This is a genomic window from Escherichia sp. 10290 (assembly GCF_030295155.1).
In the GTDB taxonomy this organism is placed as follows: domain Bacteria; phylum Pseudomonadota; class Gammaproteobacteria; order Enterobacterales; family Enterobacteriaceae; genus Escherichia; species Escherichia coli_F.
In genome coordinates, this window is the sequence record NZ_AP025741.1 from 182723 (window position 1) to 203384 (window position 20662).

Sequence of the window (20662 nt, forward strand, 5' to 3'; positions counted from 1 at the left end):
TGTACTGGTACAATCCTGATTTCTTAGAGTATAAAAGTTTTGTGCATTTGAAACATTACGCTTTGCAAAGGATTTTCATGGAACGTGCGAGTAAAATGCCGTCATCTTATTTGTATGACCAATAAGTGATCATTGGATGAAAACTGATACTCCCTCTTTAGAAACACCGCAGGCTGCGCGCCTGCGACGCAGACAACTGATTCGCCAACTTCTTGAGCGCGATAAAACCCCGTTAGCCATTTTGTTTATGGCTGCCGTCGTCGGCACGCTTGTCGGGCTGGCTGCTGTTGCTTTTGACAAAGGCGTCGCCTGGTTACAGAACCAACGCATGGGGGCGCTGGTCCATACGGCCGATAATTATCCGCTACTGTTAACCGTCGCTTTTCTCTGTTCGGCAGTGCTGGCGATGTTCGGCTACTTTTTGGTGCGCAAATACGCGCCGGAAGCCGGTGGCTCGGGGATCCCGGAAATTGAAGGGGCGTTGGAAGATCAACGTCCCGTTCGCTGGTGGCGTGTATTGCCGGTGAAATTCTTTGGCGGGCTGGGGACACTCGGCGGCGGCATGGTGTTGGGGCGTGAAGGACCAACCGTGCAGATCGGCGGTAATATCGGTCGGATGGTGCTTGATATATTCCGCCTGAAAGGTGATGAAGCGCGCCATACGCTGCTGGCAACCGGTGCAGCAGCGGGTCTGGCTGCGGCCTTTAATGCGCCGCTGGCGGGTATTTTATTTATTATCGAAGAGATGCGTCCGCAGTTTCGCTATACGTTAATTTCGATTAAAGCGGTATTTATTGGTGTCATTATGTCGACCATTATGTACCGGATTTTTAATCATGAAGTTGCGTTGATTGACGTCGGTAAACTTTCTGACGCGCCGCTTAATACACTGTGGCTTTATCTGATCCTCGGTATTATTTTTGGCATTTTCGGCCCTATTTTTAATAAATGGGTGCTGGGGATGCAGGATTTGCTGCACCGTGTGCACGGCGGCAATATTACCAAATGGGTACTGATGGGCGGTGCGATTGGCGGTCTGTGTGGATTGCTGGGGTTTGTGGCACCAGCAACTTCGGGCGGCGGTTTTAACCTGATTCCTATCGCCACGGCGGGGAACTTCAGCATGGGAATGCTGGTGTTTATCTTCGTCGCGCGAGTCATTACTACCTTACTTTGCTTCTCTTCCGGTGCGCCGGGCGGTATTTTTGCCCCGATGTTGGCGCTGGGTACTGTGCTGGGTACTGCTTTCGGAATGGTTGCCGTTGAGCTGTTTCCGCAATATCACCTTGAGGCGGGGACGTTTGCTATTGCCGGAATGGGGGCGTTACTGGCGGCATCTATTCGCGCGCCGTTAACGGGGATCATTCTGGTTCTGGAGATGACCGATAACTATCAGCTCATTTTGCCAATGATTATTACCGGTCTTGGCGCAACACTATTAGCACAATTTACCGGCGGGAAACCGCTATACTCGGCGATTCTTGCGCGCACGCTGGCAAAACAGGAAGCGGAACAACTGGCGCGAAGCAAGGCCGCATCAGCCAGCGAGAATACTTGAACGAAATACCAGGGTATTAGATAATGGCGATTATTATTGGGTTAGAATTTGCCCAATTGCCGATGTCGTTTGGAGCAAAATATGAGTGATGACGTAGCACTGCCGCTGGAGTTTACCGACGCAGCAGCCAACAAAGTTAAAAGCCTGATCGCTGACGAAGATAACCCGAATCTGAAATTACGCGTGTATATCACCGGTGGCGGTTGTAGCGGCTTCCAGTATGGTTTCACCTTTGATGATCAGGTGAATGAAGGCGATATGACCATCGAAAAACAGGGCGTAGGCCTGGTGGTTGACCCGATGAGCCTGCAATATCTGGTCGGCGGTTCCGTTGACTATACCGAAGGTCTGGAAGGTTCTCGTTTCATCGTGACCAACCCGAACGCGAAAAGCACCTGCGGTTGCGGTTCTTCCTTCAGCATCTAATCTCTTATTCGTGTGCCGGATAAGCTATCCGGCACATCTCCTCTCTTCAACGCCCATTCTCATCCAGCGCAAACGTCGGTAGCTTAAGATGCCAACGAATAGCCGCCAGTCGAATCAATAGCGTCACGACCATGCCCATCATACTGGCTGTTTCCAGGGGCACGGAAAATGTGTAATAAGCCGTAGCGTGGACAATACCGCCGATAATACAGGCCGTTGCGTAGATTTCTGTGCGTAAAATCATGGGGATTTCGCGGGCCAGTACATCACGAATGATCCCGCCGCCAACGCCAGTAATGACGCCCATACAAACCGCGATCAACGGACCGGCTTCCGCATTAAAGGCTTTATTCACGCCAATGCCGACAAACACCGCCAGACCAACGGCATCCAGCACCGGCAACATCCATTTCGGTAAGCGTCTTGGCTGGCGCACCAGCACGATCGTCAGCATGCTGGTCACCATTGCAACAACCAGATCGGTGGGATCTTTCACCCAAAAGACCGGGCCGTGATCCAGCGCCATGTCGCGAATTGTCCCGCCGCCTACTGCGGTAACCACGCCTAATACCAGGACACCAAAAGGGTCCATACGCAATTTTCCGGCTAACAAAACGCCGGAGATGGCAAATACCGCTGTGCCGACTATATCCAGCCAATAGACGAGCATTGTTCTATCCCCACTGAGCACCTGAAAAGATCAGGCGCTAATCTACCTGTGAAAGCGCATTACAGAGCTGTTGTGCAGCGAGGATAATACGTGGGCTTGCACGTTCAAACCAGTCACTCGTGAGAGGAATAACGGGAATTTTGAGCTGTTCACCCCAGTATTGTTTGATTTTAGGAATTTGGTCCGGTCCACCTGTAATGACAATCGCCTGTGGCGCGCGTGCTAACACCTGTTCGCGGCTAACTTGCGGCCAGGGAACCCGGCTGTCTTTAAAGATGTTTTCTCCGCCACAAACTTCGAGTACCTGGTTTTGAATCGACTCTTTTCCACTGGTAAATGGCGGATTAATGCCGAATTGCAGAAAAACACGTTTTTTAGGTTTATCAGCATATTGCGCTTTCAATTGTGCGTACTGGTCCAGCAGGGATTGCGCGGCTTGTTCAGCCTTGTCCGGTTGTGGGCTCCAGGGGGCCAGTTGACGTAACGCATTGGCAATTTGTTCAATGCTTGTCGCATCGACCCACATCACTTTTATTCCCAGCGAAGCTAACTGGTCAACCTGCCGCTCGGCATTACCTCCACGCCAGGCAATCACCAGATCGGGTTTAAGGGCCACAATGCGTTCGAGATTCATCCCCTGCCAGGTTGAAACCTGCTCAATCTTTTGCGCTTGTGGAGGGTAGTCGGAATAACTGCTGACCCCAACCGGCGTGATCCCGGCGGCAAAAGCAAGTTCAGTGTTGGCGGGTGAAAGCGTGATGACGCGCGGTGCGGCGTTGAGCCACAGAGGGGCGAGAAAAGACAGGGCGACCAGCGCCCTGAACAGTGACTTAGCCATGTGCCAGTTTCTGCACCAGTGACTCAACCATCAGGCTGGACTGTTTAGCAGCAACAGCCAGGAACTCATCGAAGCTAAGATGAGACTGTTGATCGGCCACGTCGGAGATGGCGCGTACGACAACAAACGGGACGTTGAAATTGTGGCAGACATGAGCGATTGCCGTCGCTTCCATCTCTACAGCAATGGCCTGCGGGAAGTTGTGGCGGATTTTCGCCAGGCCAACAGAACCGTTGATGAAAGCGTCGCCGCTGACAATCAGGCCACGTACAGCGTTAAGATTCAGTTCGGCAATGCAGGCCTCAGCGGCAGCGATCAGTTTATCGTCAGCTTTGAAGCCAGCCGGGCAGCCAGGTAACTGACCGTATTCGTAACCAAATGCCGTGACATCCGCGTCGTGATAACGTGCTTCGTCCGAGACAACGATATCGCCCACTTTCAGCGTTGGCGCCAGGCCACCAGCAGAACCGGTGTTAATAATCACATCTGGCTTGCAGTGTTCCAACAGCAGAGTTGCACCCAGTGCCGCAGCAACTTTACCGATGCCCGATTTCAGAAGCGCAACTTCGGTTCCATTCAGTTGGCCGGTATAGATTTCGCAACCGCCCAGACTGATAGTTTGGCGGTTTTCGATTTTGTCACGCAGCAGCGTAACTTCTTCTTCCATTGCACCAATGATGCCGATTTTCATAGATTTACTCGCGATAAGCCCGATTTGAAGGCATAGTTTACCATGCGCTTACGGGGAAGCGTATTTCTCACGCGGGAGAGGACATGGCACAGATTGATTTCCGAAAAAAAATAAACTGGCATCGTCGTTACCGTTCACCACAGGGCGTTAAAACCGAACATGAGATCCTGCGAATCTTTGAGAGCGATCGCGGGCGTATTATTAACTCTCCGGCAATTCGTCGTCTGCAACAAAAGACCCAGGTTTTTCCGCTGGAGCGAAATGCCGCCGTGCGCACGCGTCTAACCCATTCAATGGAAGTCCAGCAGGTGGGGCGCTACATCGCCAAAGAAATTTTAAGCCGTCTGAAAGAACTTAAATTACTGGAAGAGTATGGTCTGGATGAACTGACCGGCCCCTTTGAAAGTATTGTTGAGATGTCATGCCTGATGCACGATATCGGCAATCCGCCGTTTGGCCATTTTGGTGAAGCGGCGATAAATGACTGGTTTCGCCAGCGTTTGTTTCCGGCTGATGCCGAAAGCCAGCCTCTGACTGACGATCGCTGCTGCGTGGTGGCATTACGTTTACGGGAAGGGGAAGAACCGCTTAACGAACTGCGGCGCAAAATTCGTCAGGACTTATGCCATTTTGAGGGGAATGCACAAGGTATTCGTCTGGTGCATACATTGATGCGGATGAATCTCACCTGGGCACAGGTTGGCGGTATTTTAAAATATACCCGTCCGGCGTGGTGGCGTGGCGAAACGCCTGAGACACATCACTATTTAATGAAAAAGCCGGGTTATTATCTTTCTGAAGAAGCTTATATTGCCCGGTTGCGTAAAGAACTTAATTTGGCGCTTTACAGTCGTTTTCCATTAACGTGGATTATGGAAGCTGCCGACGACATCTCCTATTGTGTGGCAGATCTTGAAGATGCGGTAGAGAAAAGAATATTCAGCGTTGAGCAGCTTTATCATCATTTGCACGAAGCGTGGGGCCAGCATGAGAAAGGTTCGCTCTTTTCGCTGGTGGTTGAAAATGCCTGGGAAAAATCACGCTCAAATAGTTTAAGCCGCAGTACGGAAGATCAGTTTTTTATGTATTTACGGGTAAACACCCTAAATAAACTGGTACCCTACGCAGCACAACGATTTATTGATAATCTGCCTGCGATTTTCGCCGGAACGTTTAATCATGCATTATTGGAAGATGCCAGCGAATGCAGCGATCTTCTAAAGCTATATAAAAATGTCGCTGTAAAACATGTGTTTAGCCATCCAGATGTCGAGCAGCTTGAATTGCAGGGCTATCGGGTCATTAGCGGATTATTAGAGATTTATCGCCCTTTATTAAGCCTGTCGTTATCAGACTTTACTGAACTGGTAGAAAAAGAACGGGTGAAACGTTTCCCTATTGAATCGCGCTTATTCCACAAACTCTCGACGCGCCATCGGCTGGCCTATGTCGAGGCTGTCAGTAAATTACCGTCAGATTCTCCTGAGTTTCCGCTATGGGAATATTATTACCGTTGCCGCCTGCTGCAGGATTATATCAGCGGTATGACCGACCTCTATGCCTGGGATGAATACCGACGTCTGATGGCCGTAGAACAATAACCAGGCTTTTGTAAAGACGAACAATAAATTTTTACCTTTTGCAGAAACTTTAGTTCGGAACTTCGCGCTATAAAACGAATCTGAAGAACACAGCAATTTTGCGTTATCTGTTAATCGAGACTGAAATACATGAAAAAAACCACATTAGCACTGAGTGCACTGGCTCTGAGTTTAGGTTTGGCGTTATCTCCGCTCTCTGCAACGGCGGCTGAGACTTCTTCAGCAACGACAGCCCAGCAGATGCCAAGCCTTGCACCGATGCTCGAAAAGGTGATGCCTTCAGTGGTCAGCATTAACGTAGAAGGTAGCACAACCGTTAATACGCCGCGTATGCCGCGTAATTTCCAGCAGTTCTTCGGTGATGATTCTCCGTTCTGCCAGGAAGGTTCTCCGTTCCAGAGCTCTCCGTTCTGCCAGGGGGGCCAGGGCGGTAATGGCGGCGGCCAACAACAGAAATTCATGGCGCTGGGTTCCGGCGTCATCATTGATGCCGATAAAGGCTATGTCGTCACCAACAACCACGTTGTTGATAACGCGACGGTGATTAAAGTCCAGCTGAGCGATGGTCGTAAGTTCGACGCGAAGATGGTTGGCAAAGATCCGCGCTCTGATATCGCGCTGATCCAGATCCAGAACCCGAAAAATCTGACCGCAATTAAGATGGCGGATTCTGATGCACTGCGCGTGGGTGATTACACCGTAGCAATTGGTAACCCGTTTGGTCTGGGCGAGACGGTAACTTCCGGGATTGTCTCTGCGCTGGGGCGTAGCGGTCTGAATGCCGAAAACTATGAAAACTTCATCCAGACCGATGCTGCGATCAACCGGGGTAACTCTGGTGGCGCGCTGGTTAACCTGAACGGCGAACTGATTGGTATCAACACCGCGATCCTCGCACCGGACGGCGGAAACATCGGTATCGGTTTTGCTATCCCGAGCAACATGGTGAAAAACCTGACCTCGCAGATGGTGGAATACGGCCAGGTGAAACGTGGTGAGCTGGGTATTATGGGCACTGAGCTGAACTCCGATCTGGCGAAAGCGATGAAAGTTGACGCCCAGCGCGGTGCTTTCGTAAGCCAGGTTCTGCCGAACTCTTCCGCCGCGAAAGCGGGCATTAAAGCGGGTGATGTGATCACCTCACTGAACGGTAAGCCAATCAGCAGCTTTGCCGCACTGCGTGCTCAGGTGGGCACTATGCCGGTAGGCAGCAAACTGACCCTGGGCTTACTGCGCGACGGGAAGCAGGTTAACGTGAACCTGGAACTGCAGCAGAGCAGCCAGAATCAGGTTGATTCCAGCACCATCTTCAACGGCATTGAAGGCGCTGAGATGAGCAACAAAGGCAAAGATCAGGGCGTGGTGGTGAACAACGTGAAAACGGGCACTCCGGCTGCGCAGATCGGCCTGAAGAAAGGTGATGTGATTATTGGTGCGAACCAGCAGGCAGTGAAAAACATCGCTGAACTGCGTAAAGTTCTCGACAGCAAACCGTCTGTGCTGGCACTGAATATTCAGCGCGGCGACAGCACCATCTATCTGTTAATGCAGTAATCTTCCTCAACCCCTTCCTGAAAACGGGAAGGGGTTCTCCTTACAATCTGTGAACTTCACCACAACTCCATACATCTTCCTCATCCTTTGGGCATTTGCACAATGCCGTACGTTACGTACTTCCTTATGCTAAGCCGTGCATAACGGAGGACTTATGGCTGGCTGGCATCTTGATACCAAAATGGCGCAGGATATCGTGGCGCGCACCATGCGCATCATTGATACCAATATTAACGTAATGGATGCCCGCGGGCGTATTATCGGCAGCGGCGATCGTGAGCGTATTGGTGAATTGCACGAAGGTGCATTGCTGGTACTTTCACAGGGACGAGTAGTTGATATCGATGACGCGGTGGCACGTCATCTGCACGGTGTGCGGCAGGGGATTAATCTACCATTACGGCTGGAAGGTGAAATTGTCGGCGTAATCGGCCTGACTGGTGAACCAGAGAATCTGCGTAAATATGGCGAACTGGTCTGCATGACGGCTGAAATGATGCTGGAACAGTCGCGGTTGATGCATCTGTTGGCGCAGGATAGCCGTTTGCGGGAAGAACTGGTGATGAACCTGATTCAGGCGGAGGAGAATACTCCTGCACTCACTGAATGGGCGCAACGGCTGGGGATCGATCTCAATCAACCGCGAGTGGTGGCTATTGTTGAGGTCGATAGCGGTCAACTTGGCGTGGACAGCGCAATGGCGGAGTTACAGCAACTGCAAAACGCGCTGACTACACCCGAGCGTAATAATCTGGTGGCGATTGTTTCACTGACCGAAATGGTGGTGTTGAAACCGGCGTTGAATTCGTTTGGGCGCTGGGATGCAGAAGATCATCGTAAGCGAGTTGAACAACTGATTGCCCGCATGAAAGAGTATGGTCAGCTACGTTTTCGCGTTTCGCTGGGTAACTATTTTACCGGACCAGGCAGTATTGCCCGCTCTTATCGTACGGCGAAAACGACGATGGTGGTGGGTAAACAGCGGATGCCCGAAAGTCGCTGCTATTTTTATCAGGATCTGATGTTGCCTGTGTTGCTCGACAGTTTGCGTGGCGACTGGCAGGCCAACGAACTGGCGCGACCGCTGGCGCGGCTGAAAGCGATGGACAATAACGGCTTGCTGCGGCGAACGCTGGCGGCGTGGTTTCGCCACAATGTGCAACCGCTGGCAACGTCAAAGGCGTTGTTTATTCATCGTAATACTCTTGAGTATCGGCTTAATCGTATATCGGAACTGACCGGGCTTGATTTGGGCAATTTTGATGACAGGTTGCTGCTGTATGTGGCGTTACAACTGGATGAAGAGCGGTAGGTCGATTACAAAATTACAGCCGGGTGAGACTTTACCCGGCCCACAGAATGACATTATTTACGCGTCAGTTTTTCCAGATCGGCTTCAATCTCGCTGATCTTATTGGTTACTACTGACTCCAGGTGACGTAAGTCGTCGAGGATCTTACGCTTAAGATCAACTTCGCTGCGGTCACGCTGGCAGATTTGATCAAGTTCATCAATGATATACCGCAGGTTCGGGCTGATTTCCTGTACTTCTTTATAACCTTGACCCACACCATCAGCGACTACCGTTTTGCGCTGACGTGGATATTTAAATTTCACGCTCTTGGCGAAAAACTCGCCTTTGTCTTTCTGGAAATAGATTTTCAGAATATCGTTGTTGGCTTCCTGCCGGAGGCTGTAACGATCAATTTCTTCAGGATTGGTAATACCCAGACTTTTCAGATTGTCGTACATAGCGTTACCTCAAAATGAGTCAGTAAATTGTGCTTATTTTAGCATTTGGCCTGGCCCGCCCGGCTCGACTGTGATCGCAGAAAGCCTTTTTCTTCCAGACTTCTATCATGGCGTAAAAATCAAAAAATTACCTGCTTTATTCTGGCGATAAAATTCACGTTCTACACCAGTTCCAGCATCGTTACTTCCGGGCGGCAGTTCAGACGCAAACCATACAAACTGCCCACGCCACGGGTTGTGTAGATGTGTCGTTCGCCAAAGGCATTTAATCCGGCGACGTAACGTTTATCTTCGACAGGGGCAAAAGGTTCACCAACCAACGGTACGCGCAGTTGCCCGCCGTGAGTATGGCCGCACAGCATCAGATCCCAGGGTTCATCACGTATGACTTCTTTGCTGTCGGGATTATGTGCCAGCACCAGACGAGGCAGATTTGCTTCGCTGGCGGGAGGTGGTTTGCATTGTCCGGCCCATAAATCACCAGTGCCAACCAGTTCAAATTGCCGTTTTGATGTGGCGATTACCGTTGCCTGGTTAAACAACACAGTGATCCCCGCCGATTTTAACGCCTCGCCAATTAAGCGATTTTTCTCTGTACCCACGGGGTGATCGTGATTGCCAAAACAGGCAAATGTCGGTGCACATTTGGCAAGGGGAGAGAGTACGTCACTGAACGCCGAAAAATTCAGCGGCATATCAAATAAAACATAATCGCCACCCAGCAAAATCAAATCAGGTTTTTGCGCTACGCCAAGGACAATAGCGTCAGAAATCAGGCTTAAAGGAACAAAACGAGAGTAATGGAGATCGGCCAGAAACAGAATTTTGAATGGTGCGGCTTTTTCTTCAAAAAAGGCGAAGCGGTGATGGCTTAATTCAAGCCAGCCGGGTTCCAGGTAATGCATATAACCGAAACCTGAACTCACCGTTAACGTCGCGGCGGCAGCCTGTAAAAAACGCCTGCGTGTGATCATCATTCATCCCTGTAAAAAAACGGGCAGCTTCATGCTGCCCGTGTACTGACTTTTAGTCGATGGTGCGTAGCAGTTCGTTAATGCCGACTTTGCCGCGAGTTTTCGCGTCAACTTTCTTAACGATAACCGCACAGTAGAGGCTGTATTTGCCATCTTTCGACGGCAGATTACCTGACACAACCACCGAACCAGCCGGAACGCGACCGTAGTGGATTTCGCCGGTTTCACGGTCGTAAATACGGGTGCTCTGACCAATGTATACGCCCATAGAGATGACGGAACCTTCTTCGACAATCACCCCTTCAACCACTTCAGAGCGTGCGCCGATGAAGCAGTTATCTTCAATAATGGTCGGGTTAGCCTGCAGCGGCTCCAGCACGCCGCCGATACCCACGCCACCGGAAAGGTGGACGTTTTTACCAATCTGCGCACAGGAACCGACGGTCGCCCAGGTATCAACCATGGTGCCTTCATCAACATATGCGCCGATGTTGACGTAAGACGGCATCAGCACGGTGTTACGGGCAATGAACGCGCCCTGACGCACTGCCGCTGGTGGCACGACGCGGAAGCCTTCTTTCTGGAAACGTGCTTCATCGTAGTTAGCGAATTTCATCGGCACTTTGTCGAAGTAGCGGCTTTCTGCCCCTTCGATCACCTGATTATCATTAATACGGAAAGAGAGCAGCACCGCTTTTTTCAACCACTGATGCGTCACCCACTGACCGTCAATTTTTTCCGCAACACGCAGTGCGCCGGAATCCAGCAGGGCGATCACCTGATTTACCGCTTCGCGGGTAACGGTGTCTGCATTGGCTGGGGTGATCTCGGCACGGCGTTCAAAAGCGGTTTCAATAATGTTCTGTAACTGCTGCATTGTTAAACTCTTTTCATATCAGTAAACACATCACCCTTTATCGTTTGGATTGAGGGCCTCTGTCAACCGCTGATGCACTTCCTGCTGCAACTCGTTATTAAGCGCACGCCGGTCAGCGGTGGCAATTATGAATAAATCTTCTACTCGCTCGCCAATGGTTGTAATTCGGGCGCCATGAAGCGAAATTCCCAGATCGGCAAAAATTTTCCCGACTCGCGCCAGCAAGCCAGGTTGGTCGAGGGCAATCAATTCGAGGAATGATTTTCGGTCGGTATGGGTCGGCAAAAACGTCACTTCGGTTTCAACAGTAAAATGGCGCAATTTGGCGGGTTGGCGACGTGGCTGCGGTGGCTGCCAGCTACTTTGTGTCAGCACCTGTTCCAGACCAAATCGAATAACGTCATGGCGATCTGCGGACAGCGGGCTGCCATCGGGTTCCAGCACGATGAAGGTATCCATTGCCATACCGTCGCGAGTGGTGAAAATTTGTGCGTCGTGAACGCTTAAATTGCGGCGGTCTAACTCGGCACACACGGCGGCAAACAGATATGGGCGGTCCGGGCTCCAGATAAAAATCTCCGTGCCACCACGCGTAGCCTGCGGGCTAAGCAAGACCAGCGGTTTGCTTAAATCATGCTGTAATAAATGGCGCGCATGCCAGGCCAGTTGATTTGGGCTATGGCGGACAAAATAGTTAGCGCGACAGCGTGACCAGATATGGTGCAGTGCCTCTTCGTCAATATTGTCCATACGCAGTAGCGCCAGCGCCTGTAGCTGGTGATGGCGAACGCGTTCGCGCATATCCGGCGTGTTTTGCATTCCGCGCCGTAGCTGCTTTTCGGTGGCAAAGTAGAGCTCACGCAACAGACTTTGCTTCCAGCTGTTCCACAGTGTTTCGTTGGTGGCGCAAATGTCTGCCACTGTCAGGCATACCAGATAACGCAGACGATTTTCTGTTTGCACTTCTTCGGCAAACTGCTTGATGACTTCCGGGTCCTGAATATCGCGGCGCTGAGCTGTCACCGACATCAGCAAGTGCTGGCGAACCAGCCAGGCGACCAGCTGTGTTTCGCGTGAGTTCAGCCCGTGGAGTTCGGCAAAATGCACTACATCCTGAGCACCGAGAATGGAGTGGTCGCCGCCGCGTCCTTTGGCGATATCGTGAAACAGCGCGGCGATGAAAATCAGCTCAGTTGACGGCAGGCGCGGCCAGACGTCCACACACAACGGATGGCGCTGGCGCGTTTCTTCACTGGCAAAACTCTCCAGTTTCAACATCACGCGGATAGTATGTTCATCCACCGTGTAGGCGTGGAACAGGTCAAACTGCATCTGCCCGACGATATGCGACCATTGCGGCATATACGCGCCGAGCACGCTATGGCGATGCATTGGCAATAGCCCGCGCCGCACCGCTCCGGGGTGACGCAGAATGCTCAAAAACAGTTTTCGCGCTTCCGGAATATTACACAGAGGTTGTTGCAGGTGGCGACGGGCGTGGCGTAACTGGCGTAGTGTGGTGGAGTAAATGCCGGTGATCGCACTGTTGCGCACCATGGTGTAGAACATACGCAAGATGGCTTCTGGCTGGCGCATAAATAGTGTTTCATCGCGCAGGTCGATTAGCGTACCGCGTAGCTGAAACTCATCGTCGATTGGACGTGGTTTTTCGTCGGCGGGCAGGGCGAGGATGGCTTCATCGAACAGTTGCAGCAGCATCTGGTTGAGTTCGCTGACGCGGCGTGTAACGCGGAAGTAATCCTTCATCATCCGCTCGACGGGTTCGTTACCTTCGCCACTGTAATTCAGACGCTGGGCGACGCTAAGCTGGCGATCAAACAGCAGGCGATTATCGTAACGGCTGACGACCAGATGCAGGGCAAAGCGAATACGCCACAATATATGCAGACATTCGTTTAATTCCGCCCGCTCCGCTGAGGTCAAGAAGCCAAACCCTACCATTTCATCCAGTGAAGTCGCGCCAAAATGACGGCGGGCCACCCATTGCAGAGTGTGGATATCGCGCAAGCCGCCGGGGCTACTTTTGATGTCTGGTTCAAGGTTGTAGCTGGTGCCGTGGTAACGCTGATGGCGCTGGTTCTGTTCTTCAACTTTCGCCGCGTAGAACTTGTCGGAAGGCCAGAATCCTTCGCTAAAAATATGTTTTTGCAGTTCGAGGAACAGCGCAACATCGCCAATTAATAAGCGGGATTCGATTAAATTGGTGGCGACGGTTAAATCCGATAATCCTTCCAGCATGCACTCTTCAAGCGTGCGCACGCTATGACCCACTTCCAGCTTTACATCCCAGAGCAGCGTTAACAGCTCGCCCACTTTTTGCGCCTGATCGTCCGGGAGCTTTTTACGGCTTAAAATCAGTAAATCGATGTCAGAAAGTGGATGCAGCTCGCCACGACCGTAGCCACCGACGGCGACCAATGCCAGGTCGGCAATCTGGCTGAATCCCGCTTCAATCCATAACCGTTGCAGGAGCTGGTCGATAAACTCGGTACGCGCCTCAATCAACTGTTCTGCAGAGATCCCATTGTCAAAGGCATCACCCAGCCAACGCTGGAAAGTATCAATATGGGCTTTTATCCCACAAACGGTTAATTCATCACGGGGCCAGGCGCATGGATTTTGCGGTTGACCAGGCAGGGTGGGGAGAGCGGTGTTTGCGTACTGTTCTGGAAGGGTATTCATTGTGCGCCACCCATAAGATTAAATTATCGCATTAAAAAAGCCGGCATTCGCCGGCTTCATCTTATTCGTCGTGCGAGATTATCGCCGGGATGGTGTCATCCTTGCGTAACGTCAGAATTTCGCAGCCGTTATCAGTCACCACAATAGTATGCTCATATTGTGCAGACAAGCTGCGATCTTTGGTTTTTACCGTCCAGCCATCTTTCATGGTGCGGATCTCTTTTTTACCCGCGTTGACCATTGGCTCGATGGTGAAGGTCATTCCCGGCTTCAGCACGACGTTGGTTTCACGGGAGTCATAATGCAGCACCTGCGGTTCTTCATGGAAGCCGCGACCAATACCGTGTCCGCAATATTCACGAACGACGGAGAAGCCTTCTGCTTCGACAAATTTCTGAATCGCCGCGCCGATTTCGCGCAGATTAATGCCCGGTTTTACCATGCGTAGCGCCAGGTAAAGACTCTCTTGCGTTACGCGGCACAGACGTTCGCCCATGATGGTCGGCTTACCGACGATAAACATTTTCGAGGTGTCGCCGTGGAAACCATCTTTGATTACGGTGACATCAATGTTAACGATATCGCCATCTTTCAGCAGCTTGGCGTCGTCCGGGATACCGTGGCACACCACTTCATTAATAGAGATGCAAACGGATTTCGGATAGCCGTGATAGCCGAGGCAGGCAGAAACCGCGTGTTGTTCATTAACAATGTAATCATTACAGATGCGATCCAGCTCGCCGGTGCTGACGCCCGGTTTAACATACGGTTCGATCATTTCCAGCACTTCGGCAGCCAGTCGGCCAGCGACGCGCATTTTTTCGATATCTTCTGGGGTCTTGATTGAGATAGCCATTAATTCTGTCCATCAGCGTCGGTGATACCGACAATATATATGTAAGTGTCGTCAATGGTATCACACCCGGGCAAATTGAGAATCATTCTGAATTTCGCCAAACGTGCCACTGAACGTTTTCTATAATAGAAAATTCATCGTCTGATGCTGTACACAGCGCCAACAATTATTGGTGTCCACGACGTATTTGTGGTATAAAGCGCGCCGGACTTCCGATCCATTTCGTATACACAGACTGGACGGAAGCGACAATCTCACTTTGTGTAACAACACACACGTATCGGCACATATTCCGGGGTGCCCTTTGGGGTCGGTAATATGGGATACGTGGAGGCATAACCCCAACTTTTATATAGAGGTTTTAATCATGGCAACTGTTTCCATGCGCGACATGCTCAAGGCTGGTGTTCACTTCGGTCACCAGACCCGTTACTGGAACCCGAAAATGAAGCCGTTCATCTTCGGTGCGCGTAACAAAGTTCACATCATCAACCTTGAGAAAACTGTACCGATGTTCAACGAAGCTCTGGCTGAACTGAACAAGATTGCTTCTCGCAAAGGTAAAATCCTTTTCGTTGGTACTAAACGCGCTGCAAGCGAAGCGGTGAAAGACGCTGCTCTGAGCTGCGACCAGTTCTTCGTGAACCATCGTTGGCTGGGCGGTATGCTGACTAACTGGAAAACCGTTCGTCAGTCCATCAAACGTCTGAAAGACCTGGAAACTCAGTCTCAGGACGGTACTTTCGACAAGCTGACCAAGAAAGAAGCGCTGATGCGCACTCGTGAGCTGGAGAAACTGGAAAACAGCCTGGGCGGTATCAAAGACATGGGCGGTCTGCCGGACGCTCTGTTTGTAATCGATGCTGACCACGAACACATTGCTATCAAAGAAGCAAACAACCTGGGTATTCCGGTATTTGCTATCGTTGATACCAACTCTGATCCGGACGGTGTTGACTTCGTTATCCCGGGTAACGACGACGCAATCCGTGCTGTGACCCTGTACCTGGGCGCTGTTGCTGCAACCGTACGTGAAGGCCGTTCTCAGGATCTGGCTTCCCAGGCGGAAGAAAGCTTCGTAGAAGCTGAGTAATAAGGCTTGATAACTCCCCCAAAATAGTTCGAGTTGCAGAAAGGCGGCAAGCTCGAGAATTCCCGGGAGCTTACATCAGTAAGTGACCGGGATGAGCGAGCGAAGACAACGCATCTGCGGCGCGAAATATGAAGGGGGAGAGCCCTTATAGACCAGGTAGTACACGTTTGGTTAGGGGGCCTGCATATGGCCCCCTTTTTCACTTTTATATCTGTGCGGTTTAATGCCGGGCAGATCACATCTCCGAGGATTTTAGAATGGCTGAAATTACCGCATCCCTGGTAAAAGAGCTGCGTGAGCGTACTGGCGCAGGCATGATGGATTGCAAAAAAGCACTGACTGAAGCTAACGGCGACATCGAGCTGGCAATCGAAAACATGCGTAAGTCCGGTGCTATCAAAGCAGCGAAAAAAGCAGGCAACGTTGCTGCTGACGGCGTGATCAAAACCAAAATCGACGGCAACTACGGCATCATTCTGGAAGTTAACTGCCAGACTGACTTCGTTGCAAAAGACGCTGGTTTCCAGGCGTTCGCAGACAAAGTTCTGGACGCAGCTGTTGCTGGCAAAATCACTGACGTTGAAGTTCTGAAAGCACAGTTCGAAGAAGAACGTGTTGCGCTGGTAGCGAAAATTGGTGAAAACATCAACATTCGCCGCGTTGCTGCGCTGGAAGGCGACGTTCTGGGTTCTTATCAGCACGGTGCGCGTATCGGCGTTCTGGTTGCTGCTAAAGGCGCTGACGAAGAGCTGGTTAAACACATCGCTATGCACGTTGCTGCAAGCAAACCAGAATTCATCAAACCGGAAGATGTTTCCGCTGAAGTGGTAGAGAAAGAATACCAGGTTCAGCTGGATATCGCGATGCAGTCTGGTAAGCCGAAAGAAATCGCAGAGAAAATGGTTGAAGGCCGCATGAAGAAATTCACCGGCGAAGTTTCTCTGACCGGTCAGCCGTTCGTTATGGAACCAAGCAAAACTGTTGGTCAGCTGCTGAAAGAGCATAACGCTGAAGTGACTGGCTTCATCCGCTTCGAAGTAGGTGAAGGCATCGAGAAAGTTGAGACTGACTTTGCAGCAGAAGTTGCTGCGATGTCCAAGCAGTCTTAATTATCGAAAAGGAGCCGCCTGAGGGCGGCTTCTTTTTGCGCCCATCTTGTAAATTCAGCTAACCCTTATGGGGCTGCGCTGAAAAGCGACGTACAATGTCGCCGGTATTAATTCATTTCAATCGTTGACAGTCTCAGGAAAGAAACATGGCTACCAATGCAAAACCCGTCTATAAACGCATTCTGCTTAAGTTGAGTGGCGAAGCTCTGCAGGGCACGGAAGGCTTCGGTATTGATGCAAGCATACTGGATCGCATGGCTCAGGAAATCAAAGAACTGGTTGAACTGGGTATTCAGGTTGGTGTGGTGATTGGTGGGGGTAACCTGTTCCGTGGCGCTGGTCTGGCGAAAGCGGGTATGAACCGCGTTGTGGGCGACCACATGGGAATGCTGGCGACCGTAATGAACGGCCTGGCAATGCGTGATGCACTGCACCGCGCCTATGTGAACGCTCGTCTGATGTCCGCTATTCCATTGAATGGCGTGTGCGACAGCTACAGCTGGGCAGAAGCTATCAGCTTGTTGCGCAACAACCGTGTGGTGATCCTCTCCGCCGGTACAGGTAACCCGTTCTTTACCACCGACTCAGCAGCTTGCCTGCGTGGTATCGAAATTGAAGCTGATGTGGTGCTGAAAGCAACCAAAGTTGACGGCGTGTTTACCGCTGATCCGGCGAAAGATCCAACCGCAACCATGTACGAGCAACTGACTTACAGCGAAGTGCTGGAAAAAGAGCTGAAAGTCATGGACCTGGCGGCCTTCACGCTGGCTCGTGACCATAAATTACCGATTCGTGTTTTCAACATGAACAAACCGGGTGCGCTGCGCCGTGTGGTAATGGGTGAAAAAGAAGGGACTTTAATCACGGAATAATTCCCGTGATGGATAAATAAGGGTAAGATTCCGCACAAGTATCGCGGGGGCGTAAGTCTGGTTATAAGGCGTTATTGTTGCAGGCAGTTTGGTCACGGCCAGCGCGCAGCAACCGGAGCGTACACAAGTACGTGAGGATGGCGAGCACTGCCCGGGGCCAAAATGGCAAATAAAATAGCCTAATAATCCAGACGATTACCCGTAATATGTTTAATCAGGGCTATACTTAGCACACTTCCACTGTGTGTGACTGTCTGGTCTGACTGAGACAAGTTTTCAAGGATTCGTAACGTGATTAGCGATATCAGAAAAGATGCTGAAGTACGCATGGACAAATGCGTAGAAGCGTTCAAAACCCAAATCAGCAAAATACGCACGGGTCGTGCTTCTCCCAGCCTGCTGGATGGCATTGTCGTGGAATATTACGGCACGCCGACGCCGCTGCGTCAGCTGGCAAGCGTAACGGTAGAAGATTCCCGTACTCTGAAAATCAACGTGTTTGATCGTTCAATGTCTCCGGCCGTTGAAAAAGCGATTATGGCGTCCGATCTTGGCCTGAACCCGAACTCTGCGGGTAGCGACATCCGTGTTCCGCTGCCGCCGCTGACGGAAGAACGTCGTAAAGATCTGACCAAAATCGTTCGTGGTGAAGCAGAGCAAGCGCGTGTTGCAGTACGCAACGTGCGTCGTGACGCGAACGACAAAGTGAAAGCACTGTTGAAAGATAAAGAGATCAGCGAAGACGACGATCGCCGTTCTCAGGACGATGTACAGAAACTGACTGATGCTGCAATCAAGAAAATTGAAGCGGCGCTGGCAGACAAAGAAGCAGAACTGATGCAGTTCTGATTTCTTGAACGACAAAAAACGCCGCTCAGTAGATCCTTGCGGATCGGCTGGCGGCGTTTTGCTTTTTACTCTGTCTCAACTCTGGATGTTTCATGAAGCAACTCACCATTCTGGGCTCGACCGGCTCGATTGGTTGCAGCACGCTGGACGTGGTGCGCCATAATCCCGAACACTTCCGCGTAGTTGCGCTGGTGGCAGGCAAAAATGTCACTCGCATGGTAGAGCAGTGCCTGGAATTCTCTCCCCGCTATGCCGTAATGGACGATGAAGCGAGTGCGAAACTTCTTAAAACGATGCTACAGCAACAGGGTAGCCGCACCGAAGTCTTAAGTGGGCAACAAGCCGCTTGCGATATGGCAGCGCTTGAGGATGTTGATCAGGTGATGGCAGCCATTGTTGGCGCTGCTGGGCTGTTACCTACGCTTGCTGCGATCCGCGCGGGTAAAACCATTTTGCTGGCCAATAAAGAATCACTGGTTACCTGCGGACGTCTGTTTATGGACGCCGTAAAGCAGAGCAAAGCGCAATTGTTACCGGTCGATAGCGAACATAACGCCATTTTTCAGAGTTTACCGCAACCTATCCAGCATAATCTGGGATACGCTGACCTTGAGCAAAATGGCGTGGTGTCCATTTTACTTACCGGGTCTGGTGGCCCTTTCCGTGAGACGCCATTGCGCGATTTGGCAATAATGACGCCGGATCAAGCCTGCCGTCATCCGAACTGGTCGATGGGGCGTAAAATTTCTGTCGATTCGGCTACCATGATGAACAAAGGTCTGGAATACATTGAAGCGCGTTGGTTGTTTAACGCCAGTGCCAGCCAGATGGAAGTGCTGATTCACCCGCAGTCAGTGATTCACTCAATGGTGCGCTACCAGGACGGCAGCGTTCTGGCGCAGTTGGGTGAACCGGATATGCGTACGCCAATTGCCCACACCATGGCCTGGCCGAATCGCGTGAACTCTGGTGTGAAGCCGCTCGATTTTTGCAAACTCAGTGCGTTGACATTTGCCGCACCGGATTATGATCGCTATCCATGCCTTAAACTGGCAATGGACGCGTTCGAACAAGGCCAGGCTGCGACGACTGCATTGAATGCCGCAAACGAAATCACCGTTGCAGCCTTTCTTGCGCAACAAATCCGCTTTACGGATATCGCCGCGTTGAATTTATCCGTACTGGAAAAAATGGATATGCGCGAACCACAATGCGTGGACGATGTGTTATCTGTTGATACGAACGCGCGTGAAGTCGCCAGAAAAGAGGTGACGCGTCTCGCAAGCTGAGGATAATCCGGCTACAGAGAGTCGTGCTATTTGTTAGCGTAGGGCTTCAGTGATATAGTCTGCGCCATCTGACCATAAGTAGTTGGCTTTATAAGGTCAGGTATGCCGTGGTTTTACACGGCTTTTTTTTGTATAGGCTTCAGTATTCCTGAGTACCGTAAACCCTGTCAGGGAATAAGAAACGCGTGATGTTGTCTGCTACTCAACCACTTAGCGAAAAATTGCCAGTACATGGCTGTCGTCATGTTGCGATCATTATGGACGGCAATGGTCGCTGGGCAAAAAAGCAAGGGAAGATTCGTGCCTTTGGGCATAAAGCCGGGGCAAAATCCGTCCGCCGGGCTGTCTCTTTTGCGGCCAACAACGGTATTGAGGCGTTAACGCTGTATGCCTTTAGTAGTGAAAACTGGAACCGACCAGCGCAGGAAGTCAGTGCGTTAATGGAACTGTTTGTTTGGGCGCTCGATAGCGAAGTAAAAAGCCTGCACCGACATAACGTACGTCTGCGTATTATTGGCGATACCAGTCGCTTTAACTCGCGTTTGCAAGAACGTATTCGTAAATCGGAAGCGCTAACAGCCGGAAATACCGGTCTAACGCTGAATATTGCGGCGAACTACGGTGGACGTTGGGATATAGTCCAGGGAGTCAGGCAACTGGCTGAAAAGGTGCAGCAAGGAAACCTGCAACCAGATCAGATAGATGAAGAGATGCTAAACCAGCATGTCTGTATGCATGAACTGGCCCCTGTAGATTTAGTAATTAGGACTGGGGGGGAGCATCGCATTAGTAACTTTTTGCTTTGGCAAATTGCCTATGCCGAACTTTACTTTACAGATGTTCTCTGGCCCGATTTCGATGAACAAGACTTTGAAGGGGCGTTAAATGCCTTTGCTAATCGAGAGCGTCGTTTCGGCGGCACCGAGCCCGGTGATGAAACAGCCTGATGG

The 20662-nt window shown here is 51.1% G+C and carries 21 protein-coding genes; 13 read left to right on the top strand and 8 right to left on the bottom strand.

Features of this window, described 5'->3' with window-relative positions:
• Positions 1-77 precede the first annotated feature (77 nt).
• From yadX to erpA, 4 genes are read left to right on the top strand one after another with little or no spacing between them, the layout of a single operon-like run.
• Positions 78-125 (top strand): protein YadX, encoded by a 48-nt coding sequence (yadX, locus tag QUE74_RS00805; protein WP_211180485.1) that lies wholly within the window; start codon positions 78-80, stop codon positions 123-125.
• Positions 126-136: 11 nt separating this feature from the next.
• Positions 137-1558, top strand: a complete 1422-nt coding sequence (gene clcA / locus QUE74_RS00810) for a H(+)/Cl(-) exchange transporter ClcA (RefSeq protein ID WP_000845394.1) — start codon at positions 137-139, stop codon at positions 1556-1558.
• A gap of 23 nt (positions 1559-1581) precedes the next feature.
• Positions 1582-1647, top strand: coding sequence for a small protein YadW (yadW, locus tag QUE74_RS00815; protein WP_120795373.1), 66 nt, complete (start codon positions 1582-1584; stop codon positions 1645-1647).
• A complete protein-coding gene (gene erpA / locus QUE74_RS00820) occupies positions 1640-1984 on the top strand; it encodes an iron-sulfur cluster insertion protein ErpA (protein WP_001295564.1) in 345 nt (114 codons plus the stop codon). The genes yadW and erpA overlap by 8 nt, the downstream gene beginning before the upstream one ends.
• 46 nt (positions 1985-2030) lie before the next feature.
• Here the strand turns inward: erpA and QUE74_RS00825 are convergent, their stop codons facing one another.
• The 3 genes from QUE74_RS00825 to mtnN are packed head-to-tail and all read right to left on the bottom strand — an operon-like array spanning position 2031 to position 4183.
• Entirely contained in the window at positions 2031-2654 is a 624-nt protein-coding gene (locus QUE74_RS00825; RefSeq protein ID WP_000964221.1) for a TRIC cation channel family protein, read from the bottom strand.
• A gap of 37 nt (positions 2655-2691) precedes the next feature.
• On the bottom strand, positions 2692-3492 hold the full coding sequence (btuF, locus tag QUE74_RS00830; protein ID WP_001306218.1) for a vitamin B12 ABC transporter substrate-binding protein BtuF: 801 nt from the start codon (positions 3490-3492) through the stop codon (positions 2692-2694).
• Entirely contained in the window at positions 3485-4183 is a 699-nt protein-coding gene (gene mtnN, locus QUE74_RS00835) for a 5'-methylthioadenosine/S-adenosylhomocysteine nucleosidase (protein ID WP_000689844.1), read from the bottom strand. The genes btuF and mtnN overlap by 8 nt, the downstream gene beginning before the upstream one ends.
• Positions 4184-4266: 83 nt before the next feature.
• Between mtnN and dgt the strand changes: the two genes are divergently transcribed.
• The 3 genes from dgt to cdaR all read left to right on the top strand — a co-directional run bounded on the left by dgt (position 4267) and on the right by cdaR (position 8650).
• Positions 4267-5784, top strand: coding sequence for a dGTPase (dgt, locus tag QUE74_RS00840; RefSeq protein ID WP_000057104.1), 1518 nt, complete (start codon positions 4267-4269; stop codon positions 5782-5784).
• A 129-nt stretch (positions 5785-5913) separates the two neighbouring features.
• Positions 5914-7338, top strand: coding sequence for a serine endoprotease DegP (gene degP / locus QUE74_RS00845; RefSeq protein ID WP_000753942.1), 1425 nt, complete (start codon positions 5914-5916; stop codon positions 7336-7338).
• A 154-nt stretch (positions 7339-7492) separates the two neighbouring features.
• Positions 7493-8650: a DNA-binding transcriptional regulator CdaR gene (gene cdaR, locus QUE74_RS00850; protein ID WP_000929430.1), complete on the top strand. Its 1158-nt coding sequence runs from the start codon at positions 7493-7495 to the stop codon at positions 8648-8650.
• Between the two features lie 53 nt (positions 8651-8703).
• Here cdaR and QUE74_RS00855 read toward each other — a convergent pair whose 3' ends face one another.
• The 5 genes from QUE74_RS00855 to map form a co-directional block, all read right to left on the bottom strand.
• Entirely contained in the window at positions 8704-9090 is a 387-nt protein-coding gene (locus QUE74_RS00855; protein ID WP_000272188.1) for a DUF3461 family protein, read from the bottom strand.
• Positions 9091-9251: 161 nt separating this feature from the next.
• On the bottom strand, positions 9252-10064 hold the full coding sequence (yaeI, locus tag QUE74_RS00860; RefSeq protein WP_000633011.1) for a phosphodiesterase YaeI: 813 nt from the start codon (positions 10062-10064) through the stop codon (positions 9252-9254).
• Positions 10065-10116: 52 nt separating this feature from the next.
• Positions 10117-10941 (bottom strand): 2,3,4,5-tetrahydropyridine-2,6-dicarboxylate N-succinyltransferase, encoded by an 825-nt coding sequence (gene dapD, locus QUE74_RS00865; RefSeq protein WP_001186656.1) that lies wholly within the window; start codon positions 10939-10941, stop codon positions 10117-10119.
• Positions 10942-10971: 30 nt separating this feature from the next.
• Positions 10972-13644 (bottom strand): bifunctional uridylyltransferase/uridylyl-removing protein GlnD, encoded by a 2673-nt coding sequence (gene glnD / locus QUE74_RS00870; RefSeq protein WP_001094547.1) that lies wholly within the window; start codon positions 13642-13644, stop codon positions 10972-10974.
• A gap of 61 nt (positions 13645-13705) precedes the next feature.
• On the bottom strand, positions 13706-14500 hold the full coding sequence (gene map / locus QUE74_RS00875; RefSeq protein WP_001018199.1) for a type I methionyl aminopeptidase: 795 nt from the start codon (positions 14498-14500) through the stop codon (positions 13706-13708).
• 367 nt (positions 14501-14867) lie between these two features.
• Between map and rpsB the strand changes: the two genes are divergently transcribed.
• From rpsB to ispU, 6 genes are all read left to right on the top strand, one after another.
• Complete coding sequence (gene rpsB, locus QUE74_RS00880; protein WP_000246882.1) at positions 14868-15593, top strand: 30S ribosomal protein S2; 726 nt, start codon at positions 14868-14870, stop codon at positions 15591-15593.
• Between the two features lie 257 nt (positions 15594-15850).
• The gene (gene tsf / locus QUE74_RS00885) at positions 15851-16702 is read left to right on the top strand and encodes a translation elongation factor Ts (RefSeq protein ID WP_000818114.1); all 852 of its coding nucleotides are present in this window, start codon (positions 15851-15853) and stop codon (positions 16700-16702) included.
• Between the two features lie 146 nt (positions 16703-16848).
• A complete protein-coding gene (gene pyrH, locus QUE74_RS00890) occupies positions 16849-17574 on the top strand; it encodes a UMP kinase (protein ID WP_000224573.1) in 726 nt (241 codons plus the stop codon).
• A gap of 291 nt (positions 17575-17865) precedes the next feature.
• On the top strand, positions 17866-18423 hold the full coding sequence (gene frr, locus QUE74_RS00895) for a ribosome recycling factor (RefSeq protein WP_000622418.1): 558 nt from the start codon (positions 17866-17868) through the stop codon (positions 18421-18423).
• A 92-nt stretch (positions 18424-18515) separates the two neighbouring features.
• A complete protein-coding gene (ispC, locus tag QUE74_RS00900; RefSeq protein WP_000811919.1) occupies positions 18516-19712 on the top strand; it encodes a 1-deoxy-D-xylulose-5-phosphate reductoisomerase in 1197 nt (398 codons plus the stop codon).
• A gap of 188 nt (positions 19713-19900) precedes the next feature.
• The gene (gene ispU, locus QUE74_RS00905; protein WP_001517776.1) at positions 19901-20659 is read left to right on the top strand and encodes a (2E,6E)-farnesyl-diphosphate-specific ditrans,polycis-undecaprenyl-diphosphate synthase; all 759 of its coding nucleotides are present in this window, start codon (positions 19901-19903) and stop codon (positions 20657-20659) included.
• Positions 20660-20662: the final 3 nt, after the last annotated feature.

Bases quoted from the DNA above. Each gene is read 5' to 3' on its own strand.
- dgt (WP_000057104.1), top strand. From the start codon at position 4,267: ATGGCACAGATTGATTTCCGAAAAAAAATAAACTGGCATCGTCGTTAC.
- clcA (WP_000845394.1), top strand. From the start codon at position 137: ATGAAAACTGATACTCCCTCTTTAGAAACACCGCAGGCTGCGCGCCTG.
- pyrH (WP_000224573.1), top strand. From the start codon at position 16,849: ATGGCTACCAATGCAAAACCCGTCTATAAACGCATTCTGCTTAAGTTG.
- btuF (WP_001306218.1), bottom strand. From the start codon at position 3,492: ATGGCTAAGTCACTGTTCAGGGCGCTGGTCGCCCTGTCTTTTCTCGCC.
- erpA (WP_001295564.1), top strand. From the start codon at position 1,640: ATGAGTGATGACGTAGCACTGCCGCTGGAGTTTACCGACGCAGCAGCC.
- glnD (WP_001094547.1), bottom strand. From the start codon at position 13,644: ATGAATACCCTTCCAGAACAGTACGCAAACACCGCTCTCCCCACCCTG.
- tsf (WP_000818114.1), top strand. From the start codon at position 15,851: ATGGCTGAAATTACCGCATCCCTGGTAAAAGAGCTGCGTGAGCGTACT.
- dapD (WP_001186656.1), bottom strand. From the start codon at position 10,941: ATGCAGCAGTTACAGAACATTATTGAAACCGCTTTTGAACGCCGTGCC.
- yaeI (WP_000633011.1), bottom strand. From the start codon at position 10,064: ATGATCACACGCAGGCGTTTTTTACAGGCTGCCGCCGCGACGTTAACG.
- QUE74_RS00855 (WP_000272188.1), bottom strand. From the start codon at position 9,090: ATGTACGACAATCTGAAAAGTCTGGGTATTACCAATCCTGAAGAAATT.
- degP (WP_000753942.1), top strand. From the start codon at position 5,914: ATGAAAAAAACCACATTAGCACTGAGTGCACTGGCTCTGAGTTTAGGT.
- cdaR (WP_000929430.1), top strand. From the start codon at position 7,493: ATGGCTGGCTGGCATCTTGATACCAAAATGGCGCAGGATATCGTGGCG.
- mtnN (WP_000689844.1), bottom strand. From the start codon at position 4,183: ATGAAAATCGGCATCATTGGTGCAATGGAAGAAGAAGTTACGCTGCTG.
- map (WP_001018199.1), bottom strand. From the start codon at position 14,500: ATGGCTATCTCAATCAAGACCCCAGAAGATATCGAAAAAATGCGCGTC.
- rpsB (WP_000246882.1), top strand. From the start codon at position 14,868: ATGGCAACTGTTTCCATGCGCGACATGCTCAAGGCTGGTGTTCACTTC.
- ispC (WP_000811919.1), top strand. From the start codon at position 18,516: ATGAAGCAACTCACCATTCTGGGCTCGACCGGCTCGATTGGTTGCAGC.
- ispU (WP_001517776.1), top strand. From the start codon at position 19,901: ATGTTGTCTGCTACTCAACCACTTAGCGAAAAATTGCCAGTACATGGC.
- QUE74_RS00825 (WP_000964221.1), bottom strand. From the start codon at position 2,654: ATGCTCGTCTATTGGCTGGATATAGTCGGCACAGCGGTATTTGCCATC.